14 protein-coding genes and 3 tRNA genes are annotated in these 19,170 nt (G+C 43.0%); 12 read left to right on the top strand and 5 right to left on the bottom strand.

All coding sequences use genetic code 11. The features are described 5' to 3' along the window. The first annotated feature begins 74 nt into the window (after nt 1-74). Entirely contained in the window at nt 75-1,745 is a 1,671-nt protein-coding gene (gene glnS / locus L2729_RS17880; RefSeq protein WP_248989478.1) for a glutamine--tRNA ligase, read from the top strand. Nucleotides 1,746-1,826: 81 nt separating this feature from the next. Here glnS and L2729_RS17875 read toward each other — a convergent pair whose 3' ends face one another. Continuing rightward, entirely contained in the window at nt 1,827-2,423 is a 597-nt protein-coding gene (locus L2729_RS17875; RefSeq protein ID WP_101093603.1) for a Yip1 family protein, read from the bottom strand. Between the two features lie 206 nt (nt 2,424-2,629). Here L2729_RS17875 and miaE point away from each other — a divergent pair, with 206 nt between their 5' ends. Then, nucleotides 2,630-3,409, top strand: a complete 780-nt coding sequence (miaE, locus tag L2729_RS17870) for a tRNA isopentenyl-2-thiomethyl-A-37 hydroxylase MiaE (RefSeq protein ID WP_248989477.1) — start codon at nt 2,630-2,632, stop codon at nt 3,407-3,409. 32 nt (nt 3,410-3,441) lie between these two features. Here the strand turns inward: miaE and L2729_RS17865 are convergent, their stop codons facing one another. Both L2729_RS17865 and L2729_RS17860 read right to left on the bottom strand, forming a co-directional pair. Continuing rightward, nucleotides 3,442-4,158, bottom strand: coding sequence for a UDP-2,3-diacylglucosamine diphosphatase (locus L2729_RS17865; protein WP_248989476.1), 717 nt, complete (start codon nt 4,156-4,158; stop codon nt 3,442-3,444). A 10-nt stretch (nt 4,159-4,168) separates the two neighbouring features. Continuing rightward, the gene (locus L2729_RS17860; protein WP_101093600.1) at nt 4,169-4,663 is read right to left on the bottom strand and encodes a peptidylprolyl isomerase; all 495 of its coding nucleotides are present in this window, start codon (nt 4,661-4,663) and stop codon (nt 4,169-4,171) included. A gap of 319 nt (nt 4,664-4,982) precedes the next feature. Between L2729_RS17860 and cysS the strand changes: the two genes are divergently transcribed. Beyond that, complete coding sequence (cysS, locus tag L2729_RS17855; protein WP_248989475.1) at nt 4,983-6,362, top strand: cysteine--tRNA ligase; 1,380 nt, start codon at nt 4,983-4,985, stop codon at nt 6,360-6,362. Nucleotides 6,363-6,588: 226 nt separating this feature from the next. Here the strand turns inward: cysS and folD are convergent, their stop codons facing one another. Further along, the gene (folD, locus tag L2729_RS17850; protein WP_248989474.1) at nt 6,589-7,458 is read right to left on the bottom strand and encodes a bifunctional methylenetetrahydrofolate dehydrogenase/methenyltetrahydrofolate cyclohydrolase FolD; all 870 of its coding nucleotides are present in this window, start codon (nt 7,456-7,458) and stop codon (nt 6,589-6,591) included. A 519-nt stretch (nt 7,459-7,977) separates the two neighbouring features. Here folD and L2729_RS17845 point away from each other — a divergent pair. From L2729_RS17845 to L2729_RS17805, 9 genes are all read left to right on the top strand, one after another. Beyond that, nucleotides 7,978-8,054 (top strand) — tRNA-Pro (locus L2729_RS17845). 64 nt (nt 8,055-8,118) lie between these two features. Next, nucleotides 8,119-8,195: transfer RNA gene (locus L2729_RS17840), tRNA-Arg, on the top strand. A gap of 7 nt (nt 8,196-8,202) precedes the next feature. Continuing rightward, nucleotides 8,203-8,278 (top strand) — tRNA-His (locus L2729_RS17835). Nucleotides 8,279-8,532: 254 nt separating this feature from the next. Next, the gene (gene tig, locus L2729_RS17830) at nt 8,533-9,837 is read left to right on the top strand and encodes a trigger factor (protein ID WP_101093597.1); all 1,305 of its coding nucleotides are present in this window, start codon (nt 8,533-8,535) and stop codon (nt 9,835-9,837) included. Between the two features lie 90 nt (nt 9,838-9,927). Then, entirely contained in the window at nt 9,928-10,539 is a 612-nt protein-coding gene (clpP, locus tag L2729_RS17825) for an ATP-dependent Clp endopeptidase proteolytic subunit ClpP (protein ID WP_101093596.1), read from the top strand. Between the two features lie 85 nt (nt 10,540-10,624). Further along, nucleotides 10,625-11,902 (top strand): ATP-dependent protease ATP-binding subunit ClpX, encoded by a 1,278-nt coding sequence (gene clpX / locus L2729_RS17820; RefSeq protein WP_101093595.1) that lies wholly within the window; start codon nt 10,625-10,627, stop codon nt 11,900-11,902. Nucleotides 11,903-12,050: 148 nt separating this feature from the next. Continuing rightward, nucleotides 12,051-14,396: an endopeptidase La gene (gene lon, locus L2729_RS17815; protein WP_101093594.1), complete on the top strand. Its 2,346-nt coding sequence runs from the start codon at nt 12,051-12,053 to the stop codon at nt 14,394-14,396. 254 nt (nt 14,397-14,650) lie between these two features. Next, nucleotides 14,651-14,938: an HU family DNA-binding protein gene (locus L2729_RS17810; protein ID WP_346347767.1), complete on the top strand. Its 288-nt coding sequence runs from the start codon at nt 14,651-14,653 to the stop codon at nt 14,936-14,938. 213 nt (nt 14,939-15,151) lie between these two features. After that, nucleotides 15,152-17,011 carry a SurA N-terminal domain-containing protein gene (locus L2729_RS17805; RefSeq protein WP_248989472.1) on the top strand — a complete coding sequence of 620 codons (1,860 nt, stop codon included), beginning with the start codon at nt 15,152-15,154 and terminating at the stop codon, nt 17,009-17,011. Nucleotides 17,012-17,872: 861 nt separating this feature from the next. On the opposite strand, the gene fabV is transcribed toward L2729_RS17805, so the two are convergent. Next, complete coding sequence (fabV, locus tag L2729_RS17800) at nt 17,873-19,075, bottom strand: enoyl-ACP reductase FabV (protein ID WP_248989471.1); 1,203 nt, start codon at nt 19,073-19,075, stop codon at nt 17,873-17,875. Nucleotides 19,076-19,170 lie beyond the last annotated feature (95 nt).

The raw sequence follows: 19,170 nt of genomic DNA, 5'->3' as shown, positions 1-19,170 counted from the left end.
AACCGTTGACCCTAATATGGATCTATAGGATTATGCTTTTTCGTCATTAATCATCGTTCGCAAAGAGGAATTCCATGAGTCATGTGGACACTGAAGTACGTCCTAGTAACTTCATACGTAATATCATAGATGAAGATCTTGCCAGCGGTAAGCACACCAGTGTGCATACTCGCTTTCCGCCAGAGCCTAATGGTTTTCTTCATATCGGCCACGCAAAGTCTATCTGCCTAAACTTTGGTATTGCACAAGACTATAAAGGTCAATGTAACTTACGTTTTGACGATACCAACCCTGAAAAAGAGGACATTGATTATGTGAACTCTATTCAGGCCGATGTGCAGTGGCTAGGTTTCCAGTGGGATGGCGATATTCGTTATTCTTCAAATTACTTTGAACAATTGCATCAATACGCTGTTGAATTGATCACTAAAGGCTTGGCATTTGTTTGTTTTTTAAATGCAGAACAAACGCGTGAATACCGTGGCACATTGAAAGAGCCGGGTAAGAATAGCCCCTACCGTGATACAACACCTGAAGAGAACTTAGCGCTATTTGAGAAAATGCGTAACGGCGAATTCAAAGAGGGTGAATGTGCACTAAGAGCCAAGATCGATATGGCATCGCCGTTTATGTGTATGCGCGATCCCATTATTTATCGTGTTCGTTTTGCTCATCATCACCAGACTGGCGACAAGTGGTGCATATACCCTATGTATGACTTTACCCATTGTATTTCGGATGCGATTGAAAATATTACTCACTCGCTTTGTACGCTTGAATTCCAAGACAATCGCAGATTGTATGATTGGGTATTGGATCATCTTGATGATTTCCAAGCACCAAACCGTACGCGTCAGTATGAGTTCTCAAGATTAAACCTTGAGTACACATTGATGTCTAAGCGTAAGTTAAATGACCTTGTTGTACGTAATCTTGTCTCTGGTTGGGATGATGCGCGTATGCCAACCATTGCAGGCTTTAGACGCAGAGGTTACACCGCAGCTTCAATTCGTGAATTCTGTAAGCGTATTGGTGTGACTAAGCAAGAGAACATGATTGAAGTCGCAATGTTGGACGCTTGTATTCGTGAAGAGCTTAATGAGTTTGCTCCACGCGCAATGGCTGTTATCAATCCTGTTAAATTGGTGATTGAAAACTATCCTGAAAACCAAATTGAGATTGTTCAAGCACCGATACACCCGAGCAATGAAGAGATGGGTAAACGTCCATTGTCATTTGGTCGAGAGATTTTCATCGACGCGGATGATTTCCGTGAAGAAGCTAACAAGAAGTTCAAGCGTTTAGTACAGGGTAAGGAAGTTCGTTTACGTAATGCCTATGTGATTAAAGCTGAGCGTTGTGATAAAGATGCTGACGGTAATATCACCACTATTTACTGTACTTATGATGATGAGACATTGGGTAAAAACCCAAGTGACGGTCGTAAAGTAAAAGGGGTGATTCATTGGGTTGAGGCGTCGACTGCCAAACCTGCTGAGTTCCGCTTATATGAGCGTTTGTTTATCGACACCAATCCTGCTGCTGCAGAATCAGTTGATGAAGTGCTAAACCCTCAGTCATTAACAGTTAAGCAAGGCTTGGTTGAAGCTGGCTTAGTTGATGCTGCACCTGAAAAAGCTTACCAGTTTGAGCGTGAAGGCTATTTCTGCGCCGACAGTAAAGATTCAGCTAAAGATAAGCTTGTCTTTAATTTGACGGTACCCTTACGCGATACTTTCGCTTAAGTCCATATTCAGCCTATTTTCTGAATGATTAAAAAAGCCGACATTACGTCGGCTTTTTTGTGTCTGTAGATATCGCGAAAATTACTGGTACATTGGACCGAAACCCACACTCCATAAGATCACGCTAGAGGCCATCAATCCGACTAAAAGTACTAATCCTGCAGTCACCACTGAGCTTGCATAGATAAAACCTTTCTCTTCGGGAATATTCATTATAATGGGCACGCCGGTGTAAAGGAGGTAAACCGAGTAAGCTAAGCCGGCGAGTCCAACGATCATAATGAACCAGAGTGTTGGATACAAGGTTGCCAAACCTACCATGAATAACGGGGTGGCAGTATAGGCGGCAAGCTCTAATGCTTGGGTGTAACTGGGTTCTGCATCAAAGGTTTTGGCCATCCAAAAAGCCAGATATGCGAGTGCGAATACGCCAGCAATGAGACCAAAGTACATACCTGTAGACATGATGAGTGCGCTATCAGATGTCAAAAACTGACGCTCTCCAACACCAAGATCCCAACCAATTTTTGAAGTCGCGAAATAAGTACAAATAGCGGGAATGAGTGCAACGATTAATATGTGGCTCAGACTGCTTCTAAGTGCTTCGTGGTTTTTTTCGATTGTTTGCCACTCTTCTTTTGGATGAGTGTAAAGCCCCATTAAGTGATTCAATATCATTATAGTTATCCTTGTTTAGCATTTAACTTTTAGATTAAATTGGCTCGCCAAACTGCAGACGAACTTTTTACAGCTCTAAGGCTATTTATTGAACAAAACTAACCAAGAGTCAAGCCAATCATTTTAAGCATAGGTGTTAAGCTAGGATTGTGCAGAGAATAACTGATAAAATAGTCAGCCTAACGAACAGAGCAAAGAGCCTTAGCATGCAGCAGTTACTTGCACCTATTTACTCATTTTTAAAATGCGAAACACCAGATAGTTGGATTGAAGAGGCGAAAAAGCCAGAGCAACTGAAAGGCTTGTTAATTGATCATTGTAACTGTGAGTTAAAAGCCGCGCAGACAGCGATGTTTTTGATCCGTAAATACGCCATCGACAAGCAAAGTGGACAGATATTATTGAACTGGGCCAAGCCTTATGAAGATTTTGTCTACATCAAAGATCGTGATACCGGCGCCTTTTTGTCTAAAGAGAGCAAAAAAAATGAATTTCTAGGGGAGTTGGTTGCCCGTAAGGACTTTGCTCATAGTGACGATCTCATCCAGAAGATGGTGCGTCTTATTAAAGAGGAGTTTCACCACTTTGAGCAGGTATTGGAGATCATGCATCGCCGCGGAATTGACTATCAAAATGTTAGAGCTGGTCGCTATGCCAAAGGCATGATGAAGCAGGTGAGAACCCACGAACCTGCAACGCTGATAGATAAACTGATTGTGGGTGCATTCATTGAAGCCCGCTCGTGTGAACGTTTCGCAAAACTGGCACCTTATTTAGATGATGAGCTTAAAAAGTTCTATATCTCCTTACTGCGTTCAGAAGCGCGTCATTATCAGGACTATTTAAAGTTGGCTCAGGCTATTTCTACGACTGATATTGGCGATAGAGTTACGCATTTTGGGGCGGTTGAAGCAGGGCTTATCTCGTCAGCGGATGAAGACTTTAAGTTTCATAGCGGCGCGCCAGTCATGGCTGTAAGTGCTTAAAGAATGAAGCTTTAAGAAACAGGCAAGTAACCCTACTTGCCGAAAGGAAGCTCGATAAGTTCAATATTGTCTTGGCTAACACACAACATGCTACCTTGCTCATACCAATCACCAACGACGATACGACGTTTACCATTAGTGAGCGAGTGGATAGCAGGGCGGTGAGTGTGGCCATGGATCATCTGCTGCGTTTGTGTTGAATCAAGTAATTCAAGTACCGCATCTGGTTCTACATCCATAATGCTATAGCTTTTTTGCTGATTACTACTTTGGCTACGGCTTCTTATTTTTGCTGCAATACCCAGCCGCTTTGATTTGGGCAGATGCGCATAAAGCCATTTAGTCCATGCCATATTACGGAATTTTCTAAAACGTTGATAAGGTTTGTCGAGAGTGCAAAGGCTATCGCCGTGCAAGATGACGGAGTCAATGCCATACAAATTGAGGACAACGACTTCAGGCAATAACGTCATGCCGCTACGTTTGGCAAATGTACCGCCAATTAAAAAATCTCGATTGCCGTGAATAAAGTAAACAGGCATTTTTTGTGCCGCTAATTTGATTGCATCGGCGAGTTGATTAGCAAATGGTTCGGCAATATCATCGCCCACCCAGACTTCAAACAGATCACCTAGGATATATAAAGCTTCGGTATCGGCAAGTTGAGTGTCTAAGAAGGTGAGAAAAGCTTGGGTAATATCGGGGCGATCTGCACTTAAGTGCAAATCACCCACAAATAATGTGCGCATCGAGTTAATCTTACTCTTCGATAGTCACTTTTTCGATGATAACAGCTTCTAGCGGGACATCTTGATGCATGCCACGGTTGCCAGTGCTTACTGCTTTGATCTTATTTACCACGTCCATACCTTCAGATACTTCGGCAAATACACAATAACCCCAACCTTGAGCTGACTCAGACTTAAAATCTAAGAAAGTGTTGTCGTTGATGTTGATGAAAAATTGAGCGGTTGCTGAGTGTGGATCTGAAGTACGTGCCATAGCAAGCGTACCGACTTTGTTCGAAAGGCCATTGTTTGCTTCGTTTTCAATGGTCTCACCGCAAGGCTTCTGCTCCATATCTTCGCTAAAACCGCCACCTTGGACCATAAATCCGTCGATAACACGGTGAAAAACAGTCCCGTCGTAAAAGCCTTCTTTTACATACTTGACGAAGTTAGCTGCAGTTTTAGGTGCGTTTTCAGTATCTAAAGAAACCTTGATGTCGCCGTGGTTGGTATGAAGTGTGATCATAATTTTAACTCTCGCAATTTAACACATTGTAAATAATGGCTGGATTCTAACGTAATTGTGCGGTTGCATAAAGCGTTCAGTGAGATGACTATTTAAAAAGTGCGAACAAGACTTAACTTAATTAATCATTTGGCAAACGTAACTGAAGTATTTCGCATTAGTGTCAATAGTGGATGCCTTCGCAATGTAATCTAGACGATATTAAGAGCATCTGTTCATTTTTGCGTACTTGGTGCGGGAAAACTGCTTGGAACCGCGAGTTTTGCAATGGTAGACTGAACAACTTATTTCCAAATATAGCCGTTGAAGAGAATAATCAATGTTGAAGCTTTACAATACTCTTACCCGCCAAAAAGAACAGTTTGTACCGATACAGCCAGGAAAAATAGGCATGTATGTGTGTGGGGTGACCATTTATGATTTATGTCATATTGGTCATGGACGTACCTTTGTTTCGTTTGACATGATTGTTAGGTACTTGAGATACAGTGGCTATGATGTGAATTTTCAACGCAATATTACCGACGTTGATGACAAGATTATCAAGCGCGCCAATGAAAACAATGAAAGCTGTGATTCATTGACCGAGCGTCTTATTGCTGAAATGCATCGAGATTTCGACTCTCTCAACATGGCACGTCCAGATTTTGAACCTCGTGCGACATTGCACATGCCTGAAATCATCACGATGGTTGAAAAATTAATAGCCCGTGAGCATGCCTATATTGCGTCAAATGGTGATGTGCTATTTAGTGTGTCTTCTTTCCCTGAGTATGGGCGCTTGTCTGGGCAAAACCTCGATCAACTGCAAGCGGGGGCGCGGGTAGAAATCGAAGACGCTAAGCGCGATCCAATGGATTTTGTGCTGTGGAAGATGTCTAAACCTGGTGAGCCGACTTGGGATTCTCCTTGGGGACCGGGTCGTCCTGGCTGGCATATTGAATGTTCAGCAATGAACAGCAAACATTTGGGTGACCATTTTGATATTCATGGTGGTGGCTCTGATCTGCAGTTCCCACATCATGAAAATGAGATTGCGCAGTCTTGCTGCGCTCATGATACACCGTATGTAAACTACTGGATGCATACGGGTATGGTGATGGTTGATAAAGAGAAAATGTCCAAATCTTTAAATAACTTTTTCACCATCCGTGATGTATTGAATCACTATGATGCAGCAACAGTGCGTTACTTCTTGTTATCTGGTCATTATCGTAGCCAGCTAAACTATTCAGAAGATAACCTTAAACAAGCTAAATCGGGATTAGAGCGGATCTACACTGCGCTTAAAGACTTAGATTTAACGCTAGAGGCTGCGGCAGCAGAGCAGTTTGTGGCTCAGTTTAAGCGTGCAATGGATGACGACTTTAATACACCAGAAGCGTATTCAGTATTGTTTGAAATGGTGCGAGAGATCAATCGCCTTAAATTAACTGATATGGCTCAGGCATCGGCGTTAGGTGTTGCGTTAAAGCAGCTTGCGGATGTATTGGGTATTCTTTCGCAAGATGTCGACACTTTCTTTAAAGGTGAGGGCTCTGATGATGAAGTTGCTGAGATTGAAGCTCTCATTGTTGAGCGTAACCGCGCACGAACAGAAAAAGACTGGGGCGCTGCGGACGTTGCACGCGATGGGCTTAATGCGTTAGGTGTTATTTTAGAAGATGGGCCTGAAGGCACGACTTGGCGTAAAAAGTAAACCGATTACGCTTAATTAGAAAGCCTGCTTAATAGCAGGCTTTTTTGTGTCTGGAACACTTATGCCACATCCCATGGATGGGAAAATGTGGTATTTGTGTCTGGAACACTTATGCCACATCCCATGGATGGAAAGTTCTGTTCCCTTTTCTAAGTAATAGGTCTGGAACACTTATGCCACTGTTTACATAATAGATGGAACGGAGTGGCATTTATGTTTGTAACCTTTATTTATCTAAAGGCTCATCGTGATATCGCTCGCAAGCGTATAACGTGTTCTCAAGTAAGCTGGCAATGGTCATTGGGCCTACACCACCAGGTACTGGCGTAATAAAGCTAGCATTTTCAGCAGCTTTTTCAAATTGTACATCACCGATAAGTTTGCCATTTTCTAAGCGGTTAATACCGACATCAATAACAATGGCACCTGGCTTAATCCATTCACCGGGAATAAACCCTGGCTTACCGACGGCCACGACAACTAAATCAGCCTGTCTTACTTTCTGTTCTAAATTACGGGTAAAGCGATGACATGTTGTTGTCGTGCAGCCCGCAAGTAGCAATTCGAGAGTCATTGGGCGACCAACGATATTAGATGCGCCAATAACGACGGCGTCTAAACCATAAGTATCGACACCCGTCGACTGAATGAGCGTCATAATGCCCATTGGTGTGCATGAACGTAGCACTGGAATGCGCTGAGCGAGTCTGCCTACATTGTAGGGATGGAAACCATCGACATCTTTATCTGGACGAATACGTTCAATAACTTTTGATTCTTCAATATGCTCTGGTAGCGGTAGTTGCACCAAAATACCGTCAATAGTGGGGTCATCATTACATTCATCAATAAGTGATAACAACACTTCTTCAGGCGTTGTACTGTCTAAATCGTATGAGCGAGACATAAAGCCAAGCTCTTCACAGGCTCTGCGTTTACTCGCAACATAAACTTGTGAAGCAGGATCTGCCCCAACAAGAATCACGGCTAAACCAGGTACTCTTAGACCTGCCTCTTTACGGGCGGTTACTTTGTCTTTGAGCTTAGTTCGAATGGTTTGAGCGATAGCTTTTCCATCGATTTTTTGAGCGGTCATGGGGCTAGGTGTCCTTTATACGGCGCGATAATGGAAAACGGCGTCATTTTAACAGGACATATGATAGGTGTCATTGATTTAGACCGCTAACAAACAATTCTTAAATACGGATAATGAGTACAAGGTAAAGTTGTAGAAAGTATCCATTTTATAGGTGGGTGAGTGCTGTTATTAATCATGCAAATACAGGTATAAGCAGGATAAGTTGCCATTTTGCCGGCAAGATACTGCGGTTATGCTTTTTATGCTGACAATATTGATCAATAAATGGATTTCATGAGCGGAGCCGCTATATTAAATGGTCTGTTAGATTGGCGGTATCTTGTGCACATTGCTGACGATAGCAGCAGTGAACGATGTTGTAGCGTGTTAAATAAGCAGCCGAACGTTTTTTTTAAGAAAGTCGTTGACGGCTTTTAGACTAGGGGATAGTATGCGCTCCGTTCTCAACGAGATAGTTCGTTTAGAGCAGAAGCAGAAAATATCTCCCAATACTATATTTTCGTTATGTTTCAATTTCGGTGATTAGCGCAGCCCGGTAGCGCATCTGGTTTGGGACCAGAGGGTCAGAGGTTCGAATCCTCTATCACCGACCACATTTTAAAACTAACGTGAAACGTTAGTTGCCCAGTTCAGGAAATGAATTTAATTCATTGCCGAGCGCCCGTAGCTCAGTTGGATAGAGCACCCGCCTTCTAAGCGGGTGGCCGCAGGTTCGAATCCTGCCGGGCGCACCATTTTGTGGTGATTGTAGCTCAGTTGGTAGAGCCCCGGATTGTGATTCCGGTTGTCGTGGGTTCGAGCCCCATCAGTCACCCCACTCTTTCTGTAAAGAAGTTGAAAAGCGACCCTAGGTCGCTTTTTTTACGCCTGTAAATCGTACTTTGAGGCTCGACTCCAGCGCATTCGATAGCTATAATGTCGCGTCTTGATAATTATCAACTAAGAGTGACCAGTGCCAAACATCAGTGTTTATGGGTATTTTGGTTAAATTTACGAGTCAAGAAACGAATACCTTAATAGTTGATTTTTCGACTATTGCAAAGGACGACAGACATATTTAGAGGTAATAAAATGCAAGTTTCTGTAGAAACCACACAAGGTCTAGAGCGTCGCCTAACTATTTCGGTACCTGCTGAGCAGATCGAAAATACAGTTAAAGAAGCATTAAAAAGTGAAGCTAAGCGTGCTCGTATTGACGGTTTCCGTAAAGGAAAAGTACCAGTAAGCGTTATTAACAAGCGTTACGGTAAAGCTATTCGTCAAGACATCACTGGTGAAGTGATGCAGCGTAACTTTGTTGAAGCTATTATTGCTGAGAAGTTGAACCCAGCGGGTGCACCAACATTTGCTCCTGGTGTTGCTGAAGGCGAAACCTTTGAGTTTGTTGCCACTTTTGAAATCTACCCAGAAGTAGAGCTTAAAGGTTTAGAGTCAATTGCTGTTGAGCAACCTAAAGCTGAAGTTACTGAAGCAGATGTTGACGCAATGATTGAAACGCTACGTAATCAACATGCTTCATTTGAAGTTGTTGAACGTGCAGCTGCTGAAGGTGATAAAACTAAATTCAACTTCGTTGGTTCAGTTGACGGTGAAGAGTTTGAAGGCGGTAAAGCTGAAGACTTCGAACTACAACTCGGCAGCGGCCGCATGATCCCAGGTTTTGAATCTGGTATCGAAGGTCATAAAGCCGGTGAAGAGTTCGAAATCGAAGTCACTTTCCCTGAAGATTACCACGCAGAGAACTTAAAAGGTAAAGCAGCTAAGTTTGTTATTACCCTTACTGAAGTTCAAGGCGCTAACCTTCCTGAAGTGAATGACGAATTCGCAACACTATTTGGTGTTAATGAAGGCGGAATCGACGCGTTACGTGCTGAAATCAGCAAGAACATGGGTCGTGAGCTAGCGCAAGCGCTTAAAGCAAATGTTAAAGAACAGGTTCTTAACGGTCTTGTTGAACAAAATGCTTTGGATCTGCCAAAAGCATTGATCGAAGGCGAAGTAGAAGTATTGCGTAAGCAAGCTATGCAACGTTTTGGTGATCAAGCTGCGAGCATGCCTGAGCTACCAGCTGACTTGTTCACTGAGCAAGCTGAGCGTCGCGTTAAAGTGGGTTTACTACTTGGTGAAGTTATCAAGACTAGCGAACTTAAAGCTGAAGACGAACGTGTTCAAGGTCTAATTGCTTCAATGGCATCTGCATACGAAGATCCAAGTGAAGTTGTTGCTTACTACAATGGCAATGAAGAGCTTATGCAGAACATGCGTAACGTTGCACTTGAAGAGCAAGCAGTAGAACAGTTACTAAAAACTGCAACTTTGACTGAAAAAGAAGTCAAATTTGAAGAATTTATGAACAAGGCAAGCGGTCGCGCGTAACCATCGCTTGACTTAAATGGCTATTAGCCATTTATAATGGCTCGTATGAGGTTCCTCATGCGGGCCATTTTTATTTAGGGATTATTAATAATGCAAAATGCACCAGAATCAGTTTTAAATGCACTCGTTCCTATGGTGGTTGAACAAACTGCTAAAGGTGAACGCTCATATGATATTTATTCTCGTCTTTTAAAAGAGCGTATCATTTTCTTAGTTGGCCCCGTAGAAGAGCACATGGCTAATCTGGTCGTTGCACAATTGCTGTTTTTGGAGTCAGAGAGCCCTGATAAAGATATCTTCCTTTATATTAACTCTCCAGGTGGTTCTGTAACGGCGGGTATGGCAATATATGACACTATGCAGTTCATTAAGCCAAACGTTAGCACTGTGTGTATTGGACAAGCGGCAAGCATGGGCGCATTCTTGTTAGCTGGCGGAGCGGAGGGCAAGCGTTATTGTCTGCCTAATTCGCGAGTGATGATCCACCAACCATTGGGTGGTTTCCAAGGCCAAGCGTCAGATATCGCTATTCATGCCAAAGAGATCTTGGGCATTAAGAATAAGCTAAACACTATGTTGGCAGAACATACAGGCCAGCCGCTAGAAATCATTGAGCGTGACACCGACCGTGACAACTTTATGAGTGCTGATGAAGCAACTGAGTATGGACTTGTCGATTCAGTGATGAATAAACGAGGCTGATTTTTGCTTTAGGCTGAGCTATGCTGAGTGATGAAGTAATATAAAAGAATTCTGCAGCTGATAGGCTGCAAACAGAGGTAAGGTAATGGGCGAAAACAAAGGTACCGGTGACGGCGGCAAGCTGCTGTACTGCTCTTTTTGTGGAAAGAGCCAGCATGAAGTGAGAAAACTTATTGCTGGACCTTCTGTATATGTTTGCGATGAGTGCGTAGAACTCTGCAATGACATCATTAGAGAAGAGATAAAAGAGATTTCTCCTAAGCAAGATCAAGACAAGTTACCAACACCGCATGAGTTAAGAGCGCATTTGGATGACTATGTTATTGGCCAAGACAAAGCTAAAAAGGTGTTATCTGTAGCGGTATATAACCATTACAAGCGCTTGAAAAATGCGAGCCCTAAAGATGGTGTCGAATTGGGTAAAAGTAATATTTTGCTGATTGGCCCTACAGGTAGTGGTAAAACTCTGTTAGCAGAGACACTTGCACGTTTCTTGGATGTGCCGTTCACTATGGCCGATGCAACGACGCTGACAGAAGCGGGTTATGTTGGTGAAGATGTGGAAAACATCATTCAAAAGTTACTACAGAAATGTGACTACGATGTAGAAAAGGCCCAACGTGGTATTGTCTATATTGATGAAATTGATAAAATCAGCCGTAAGTCTGACAATCCATCAATTACACGAGATGTATCTGGCGAAGGTGTTCAACAAGCTTTACTTAAGCTGATTGAAGGTACGGTTGCAGCCGTTCCACCACAAGGTGGTCGTAAGCATCCACAACAAGAGTTTTTGCAGGTAGATACCTCGAAGATTTTGTTTGTTTGTGGTGGCGCATTTTCGGGCTTAGAAAAAGTCATTGAACAACGCGCAAACGTGGGTTCAGGCATTGGTTTCGGTGCAAACGTAAAGGGAGACGCTGATAAAGCGACAATCTCTGATATGTTATTGCAAGTAGAGCCAGAAGATTTAGTTAAGTTTGGTCTTATTCCTGAATTTATTGGTCGACTTCCTGTTTTAGCGACCTTATCTGAGCTTGATGATGCTGCACTTATTCAAATTCTTTCAGAACCTAAAAATGCGATAACAAAGCAGTTTGCGGCGTTATTTGAGATGGAAGGTGTTGAGCTAGAGTTTAGAGAAGATGCGCTTAAAGCGATTGCAATTAAGGCGCAGACTCGTAAAACGGGTGCGCGTGGATTGCGTTCTATCGTCGAAGGTATTTTACTCGATATCATGTATGACCTACCATCAACAGATGATGTTGTGAAAGTGGTGGTCGATGAGTCGGTAGTAAAAGGTGAATCATCACCTATTCTTATCTACGAAAATAACGAAGCCCAAACGGCTAGTGCTGAGTAAGACATCGTCTTAATTACACTCGAGCATTAAAAAGGAGCCTTTATGGCTCCTTTTTTGTGCAGTTTATTAATTAATTGTTATTCGCCATTGAAACCTATCGAATCATCCCAATATACTCTTAAGTATTCATATAAAACGGAATCGAGCTATGACTCTAGAGCGTGATACGCGAATCGAACTACCCGTACTACCACTAAGAGATGTAGTGGTTTATCCTCATATGGTAATTCCGTTATTCGTAGGACGAGAAAAGTCCATTCGTTGCTTAGAAAAAGCGATGGAACAAGGTAAACAAATTATTCTAGTCGCCCAGCGTGATGCTGAGTTAGACGATCCTACCAGCGATGACATTTTCGATGTTGGTACAGTAGCCTCTATTTTACAACTGCTTAAGCTTCCTGACGGTACTGTTAAAGTCTTAGTTGAAGGCGGTCAGCGTGCGCGCATAGATAACTATTCTGAGCAGGACGAGATATTCCAAGCGACTGCACATTACCTTGAATCTGAGCCATTAACAGATAAAGAGGAAGAAGTCTTAATTCGCTCGGCTGTGGGGCAGTTTGAAGGCTACATCAAGCTGAATAAAAAAATTCCACCAGAAGTGCTAACATCACTTTCTGGTATCGATGAAGCCGCTCGACTTGCAGACACCATGGCAGCACATATGCCGCTGAAGCTTGAAGATAAGCAGTCTGTGCTCGAGATGGTTGATGTTGGCGAACGCATCGAATATTTGATGGCGATGATGGAATCTGAAATCGATCTGTTACAGGTCGAAAAACGGATCCGTGGTCGCGTTAAAAAGCAGATGGAGAAGAGTCAGCGCGAGTACTATTTGAATGAGCAAATGAAAGCGATTCAGAAAGAACTTGGCGATATTGACGAGTCTCACGATGAGTTTGAAAGCTTAGCTAAAAAGATTGAAGAAGCGAAAATGCCTGAAGAGGCTAAAGAGAAAGCGACAGCTGAACTTAATAAACTGAAGATGATGTCACCTATGTCGGCTGAAGCGACCGTGGTGAGAAGTTATGTTGAGTGGATGGTGGCAGTGCCTTGGCATAAGCGTTCGAAAATCAAACGTGATTTGGCTAAAGCGCAGGATGTACTCGACACCGACCACTTTGGTTTAGAGAAAGTCAAAGAGCGCATTCTCGAATATCTAGCAGTACAGAGCCGTGTTAAACAGCTTAAAGGTCCGATTTTGTGCTTAGTTGGGCCGCCAGGTGTTGGTAAAACATCACTGGGTCAATCTATCGCTAAAGCGACGGGTCGTAAGTATGTGCGCGTTGCCTTAGGCGGCGTGAGAGACGAAGCGGAAATCCGCGGTCATCGTCGTACATACATAGGTTCTATGCCAGGTAAAGTCATCCAGAAAATGTCAAAAGTGGGGGTTAAGAACCCGCTATTTTTACTTGATGAAATCGATAAAATGAGTAGTGATATGCGGGGCGATCCTGCATCAGCATTACTTGAGGTGCTTGATCCTGAGCAGAACTCCACCTTTAGCGACCATTACATGGAGGTTGATTACGACCTGTCTGATGTCATGTTTGTCGCGACATCGAATTCAATGAATATTCCAGGTCCGTTATTAGACCGTATGGAAGTGATTCGTCTGTCGGGTTATACCGAAGATGAGAAGCTCAATATCGCTAAGCAGCATTTGTTGCCGAAGCAGATTGAGCGCAATGGACTAAAAGCCAAAGAAGTTACCGTTGATGATAGTGCTATTGTCGGCATTATTCGTTACTACACTCGTGAAGCGGGTGTACGTTCGCTTGAGCGAGAGCTATCAAAGATCTGTCGTAAAGTCGTTAAGAGAATCTTACTGGATAAAAGCATCAAGCATGTTTTAGTCAACCAAGATAACCTCAAGTCTTTCTTAGGTGTACAGCGTTGTGATTACGGCAAAGCCGAATCAAACAACCAGATAGGCCAAGTGACAGGACTTGCATGGACCGAAGTCGGTGGTGATTTGCTGACTATCGAAGCGACCTCGGTACCAGGTAAAGGTAAGTTGTCTTATACCGGCTCCTTAGGCGATGTAATGCAAGAGTCGATTCAAGCGGCAATGACGGTTGTGCGTGCACGCGCTGAGCAACTGGGCATTAATCCAGATTTCTATGAGAAGCGTGATATCCATGTGCACGTTCCAGAAGGTGCAACACCAAAAGATGGACCTTCAGCGGGTGCTGCTATGTGCACTGCATTGGTCTCTAGTCTTACGGGAAATCCTGTTCGCGCCGATGTGGCGATGACAGGTGAAATAACCCTCCGCGGTGAAGTATTACCTATTGGTGGATTGAAAGAAAAACTACTCGCTGCGCACCGTGGTGGAACCAAAGTCGTTCTAATTCCAAAGGAAAATGAACGAGATTTGGAAGAAATCCCAGCAAATGTGATCGCTGACTTGAAAATTTATCCAGTGAGATGGGTTGAAGAGGTACTGAAACTGGCACTTGAACGACCAGTAGAAGGCTTCGAAGTAGTATAAAACGTGGACTAACGCAATAAATTACCGTATTGCACAAAAAAAAGTACAAAATGGGGCTTACCAAAGTGTCTAGCTGTGGTAGCCTAAGTCTGTGGAGAGTCAGTCGCTCCAGCCCTCGGCGCGACTGGTTTTGAGCAGTATCCTAAATTATTTCTTTGGTTTTCCTATAAGGCTTGAACTTTAGTTCTAAGCTTGTTATAAAAAGCCTCCGCAGACCGCTCTAGACATGGATTTGGTTGCGGTACAAAAATTACATTCAAGGGGATGACATGAACAAATCTGAACTAATCGAGAAAATCGCTTCTGGTGCTGACATTTCTAAAGCCGCTGCTGGCCGTGCATTAGATTCTTTCATTGGCGCTGTTACAGACGGCCTAAAAGAAGGCGATAAGATTGCTCTTGTTGGTTTTGGTACTTTCGAAGTACGTCAGCGTGCAGAGCGCATTGGTCGTAACCCACAGACGGGTAAAGAAATCAAAATCGCTGCAGCAAATATTCCAGCATTTAAAGCTGGCAAAGCGCTTAAAGACGCTGTTAACTAAGATACTCGTTATCTGCAGCCTTTGTAAGGTTATTGTAGCAAGCACTGTTTAAACAGTGCTTTTTACGAGAAAAAGATTGTTATTAGGTTTTTACCTAGTAGTGGTCGACAAAAGTAAAGAGGTTCATTTCTCTTTACTATTAAATTACAAAAAGGCGCATCCAACGAGTGATGCGCCTTTTTATTTTATTAATCGCAACCAGCGAGAAGTCTGATGTTAGAAAAGATTCGTGAAGGATCACAAGGCCCAATTGCAAAAAGCATTTTAGTCCTAGTGATTCTTTCATTTGCATTTACGGGTGTGAGTAGTTATTTAGGTTCATCAACTGAGGTTGCAGCGGCTACCGTCAATGGTGAAGAGATCAGCAATTCAGCTTTAGAGCAAGCCTATGACAATGAGCGTGGTCGTCTTGAGCAACAATTAGGTGATATGTTCTCAACGCTATCTGCAGATGAAAATTATATGCAAAGCGTTAAGCAGAGCGTATTAGAGCGCTTAGTCGCTGAAAAGCTATTAGATCAAAATGCTGTTGAGTTAGGACTACGTGTCTCTGACGAGCAGATCCGCGCAGCGATTATGGTCGAACCTGCATTTCAGACTGATGGCATATTTGATAACGATCGTTATCAAGCTATTTTGCGTCAACTTGGCTACCAAGCTAACTCTTTCAGAGACATGATGCGCACCGATATGACACGTCGTCAATTGGTGGCCACTTTAGTCGGTTCTGAGTTTGTATTAGCAGGTGAAGCTGAATACTTGGCTAATATCCAAGGACAAACGCGTGATATTAATTATTTGGTCATCGACTCTGCGCCTTTCATTGCCGCAGCAAGTGTTACTGATGAACAGATCCAAACTTACTACAACTCAAATCTTGGTCAGTTTGTAAGACCGGAACTGGTAAGCCTTAGCTACATCGAACTCGACGCAAAGCAGTTAGCGGATGGTGTTGTTGTTACTGAAGCCGACGCTAAAGCTTATTACGATGAGAATAAGGCGCAGTATCTGCAGCCAGAGAAGCGCTTAGCAGCTCATATTCTTATTGGACTTGATGACGATGATGCCGTAGCAAAGGCTGCAGCGATTTATCAAAAACTACAAAATGGTGAAGATTTCGCCGCGGTTGCTAAAGCTGAATCTCAAGATACATTCAGTGGTGAGCAAGGTGGTCAACTTGATTGGTTTGAAGCCGGTGTAATGGAACCTGAGTTTGATACTGCATTATTCGCATTGGATAAAGGCAGTTACTCAAATGTGGTTAAGACTAACTTTGGTTATCACATTATTAAAGCGTTAGACATCCAAGCGGGTGCTGAAGCTCCTTTTGCTGACGTAAAAGATAAAATCATTGCACAGTTGCAAGCGCAGCAATCGGTTGATAAGTTCTACGAACTACAGCAGATCCTTGCCGATACAAGTTATGAAGTCCCTGACACTTTATCTGAAGCGGCAACTGAGCTCGGTGTTGAAGTTAAGACGACTCCTGAGTTTACGCGCAATAATGCTCCTGCTTTGTTCACCAAGCCAGCTATTTTGAAAGAAGCATTTTCTTCGAGTGTGTTGCTTGATGGTATGAACAGTGAAGTGCTTGAAGTTGAGTCAAACCACGTTGTCGTAGTCCGAGTTAACTCTCATAAAGCTGCTGGTACTATGGCGCTTGAAGAGGTTAGAAATGGAATTGCCGCACGTTTGAAACAAGAACAAGCTAATGAGTCTGCGCGTCAACAAGCGCAAGATGCTATGGCAGCTTTCAAAACTGACGGTGTTACGGCTGATTACCTAGCGAAAGAAAAACTTGCACGTTTCGAGCAAGATATTGATGGTGCAGTCGTCAATAAAGCCTTTGCTATGGCGCAACCAACAGAAGGTTCAACTGTTGATACAGTTGCACTCGCTAATGGTTATGCTGTTGTTGTACTTGATAAAGTCAATACAGCAGAAGGCGTTGATAGTAATCTTATCGATGCATTGAAGCAGCGTTTAAGCTCACAATACAGTGAGAATGATTATCGCGCAGTGATTGCTGGCCTAAAAGCGAAGGGTGAAGTGCTTTACCCTGTCGTTGAGTAAGCGACTGGCAGTACACGCTTAATAAGAAGCCGGCATTCGCCGGCTTTTTTGTGTCTGTTGTTTAGGGGCTGTTGATCTTTCACGGTTGTTTTTGCCGCCGTTTATTGGCTATTTTGACAAGGCGGAGGCTATGTCGTTTAGTCATTCTCCACAAATAGGCTACAACACAGTAAAAATAGCCAAGAAGCGCGGCCCTTCGGGTTCATTTCAATATTTTTATTTTTTACTACAAGCGTGTGTTACGAGCTTTCGCTTAGACTGCTAAATCATCGTTCAAGCCTTGTACTAAAATCATTATTTTTCACGGGAAAGAGTCGAACAAAAACTAAGCTCGAAAGATCAACAGCCCCTAGAAACAGCGGATTTTATTTCACTATTAACACGATTAGCCTTTTGTTAATGCTTAATGTTGCTAAACCGGAATACGGAATACGGAATACGGAATACGGAATACGGAATACGGAATGCCAGTGTAGCGTTTTAATCTCATTTAAAATCAACCGTTATTTTTAAGTTATTGGCTTAAAGCATCAACTCCAGATCAAAGTATCAGTCCTAACTAAGTGCCGAGGTTATTGGTGATATCGAGGTGAGGCTTAGTAGGTTATCGCAGGCTGTGGCTAACGTACTCAGGAGCATTGGAATAAAGTCACGGTATTAAGAGGTACAGTTTAACCGGGTGGAGTTCAGGTTAGTTAAGCAAGTGCTTCAGAGCCGTTTAACCGCTCGGTAAGCAATGCTCTGTTCTTTTGGGGTTAATGATGTGCAAGGGCTAAAATGGCCGTCATATAACGCAACAGTAAGAATTGAAGGCATAAAAAAACGCCGCATAAAGCGGCGTTTCACTAACGTTATCTCTATTTAGATAGAAACAACGTCAAATTCGACATTTGGATTGACGTCTTGCTCATAATCTATGCCTTCAACACCGAAACCAAAGAGCTTTAAGAACTCTTCTTTATATTCACGGTAATCAGTGAGCTCAGATAGATTTTCTGATGTCACTAGTGGCCAAAGATCACGGCAATGTTGTTGAATTTCTTCTCTCAATTCCCAATCATCTAAACGTAAACGGTTGCAGTCGTCAACGTCAGCAGCACTGCCGTCGGCTTTGTAAAGGCGTTCATTGAACATACGAGAGATTTGTTCAATACAACCCTCATGAAGGCCTTCAGCACGCATCTTCTTAAATACCATCGCAATATAAAGTGGCATTACAGGTATTGCGGAGCTAGCTTGAGTCACAACACTTTTTAGTACCGCAACGTTAGCACTACCACCCGTTGCTGAAAGCTTAGCATCAAGTGTATGAGCGGCTCTGTCTAGGTCCATTTTTGCTTTACCTAAAGCGCCGTGCCAATAGATAGGCCAAGTCAGTTCGGTACCGATATAGCTATAAGCGACGGTTTTACAACCATCTGCTAATACACCTGCTTCAGCAAGTGCATCCATCCATAATTCCCAATCTTCGCCGCCCATAACGGTGACGGTATCGGCAATTTCTTGCTCGGTTGCAGGCTCAACATTGGCCTCAATGATGATGTCTTTATTGGTGTCTACGGCAGTCGCCTTATAAGGTGCACCGATAGGCTTTAATGATGAACGGATAAGCTCACCACTATCAGGAAGTTTACGCACTGGCGATGCTAGTGAGTAGACCACCATATCGATTTCACCGAGATCTTGTTTAATCAGTTCAATCGCTTTTTGCTTCGCTGCGTGACTAAAGGCATCACAGTTTATGCTTTTAGAATATAAGCCTTCAGCTTTAGCAAATTTGTCGAATGCGGCTGAGTTATACCAACCGGCGGTACCTGGTTTTGTTTCTGTACTTGGCTTTTCAAAAAATACACCTAAGGTGGCTGCATCACTGCCAAATGCTGCTGTGATACGAGAAGAAAGACCATAACCACTTGAAGAACCAACAACTAATACCTTTTTAGGACCATTAGCAATTTTGCCTTTAGCTTTAGTAATGTTGATCTGTTCAAGTACATTGGCTTCACAACCAACAGGGTGAGTCGTTGTACAAATAAAGCCACGCGTTCTAGGTTTGATAATCATATTTTCTATTTCTCTGAAAAAATTGTATCTAGGATAAATAAACTCACATCAAATGACACTCAATTTTCGCTAATTTTCGCTAATTTGAGCATTTT

The sequence above is a fragment of the Shewanella gelidimarina genome (genome assembly GCF_023283945.1).
Lineage (GTDB): Bacteria > Pseudomonadota > Gammaproteobacteria > Enterobacterales > Shewanellaceae > Shewanella > Shewanella gelidimarina.
Note: the sequence above shows the minus strand (reverse complement) of the source record. Positions and strands in the feature narration are given on the sequence as shown.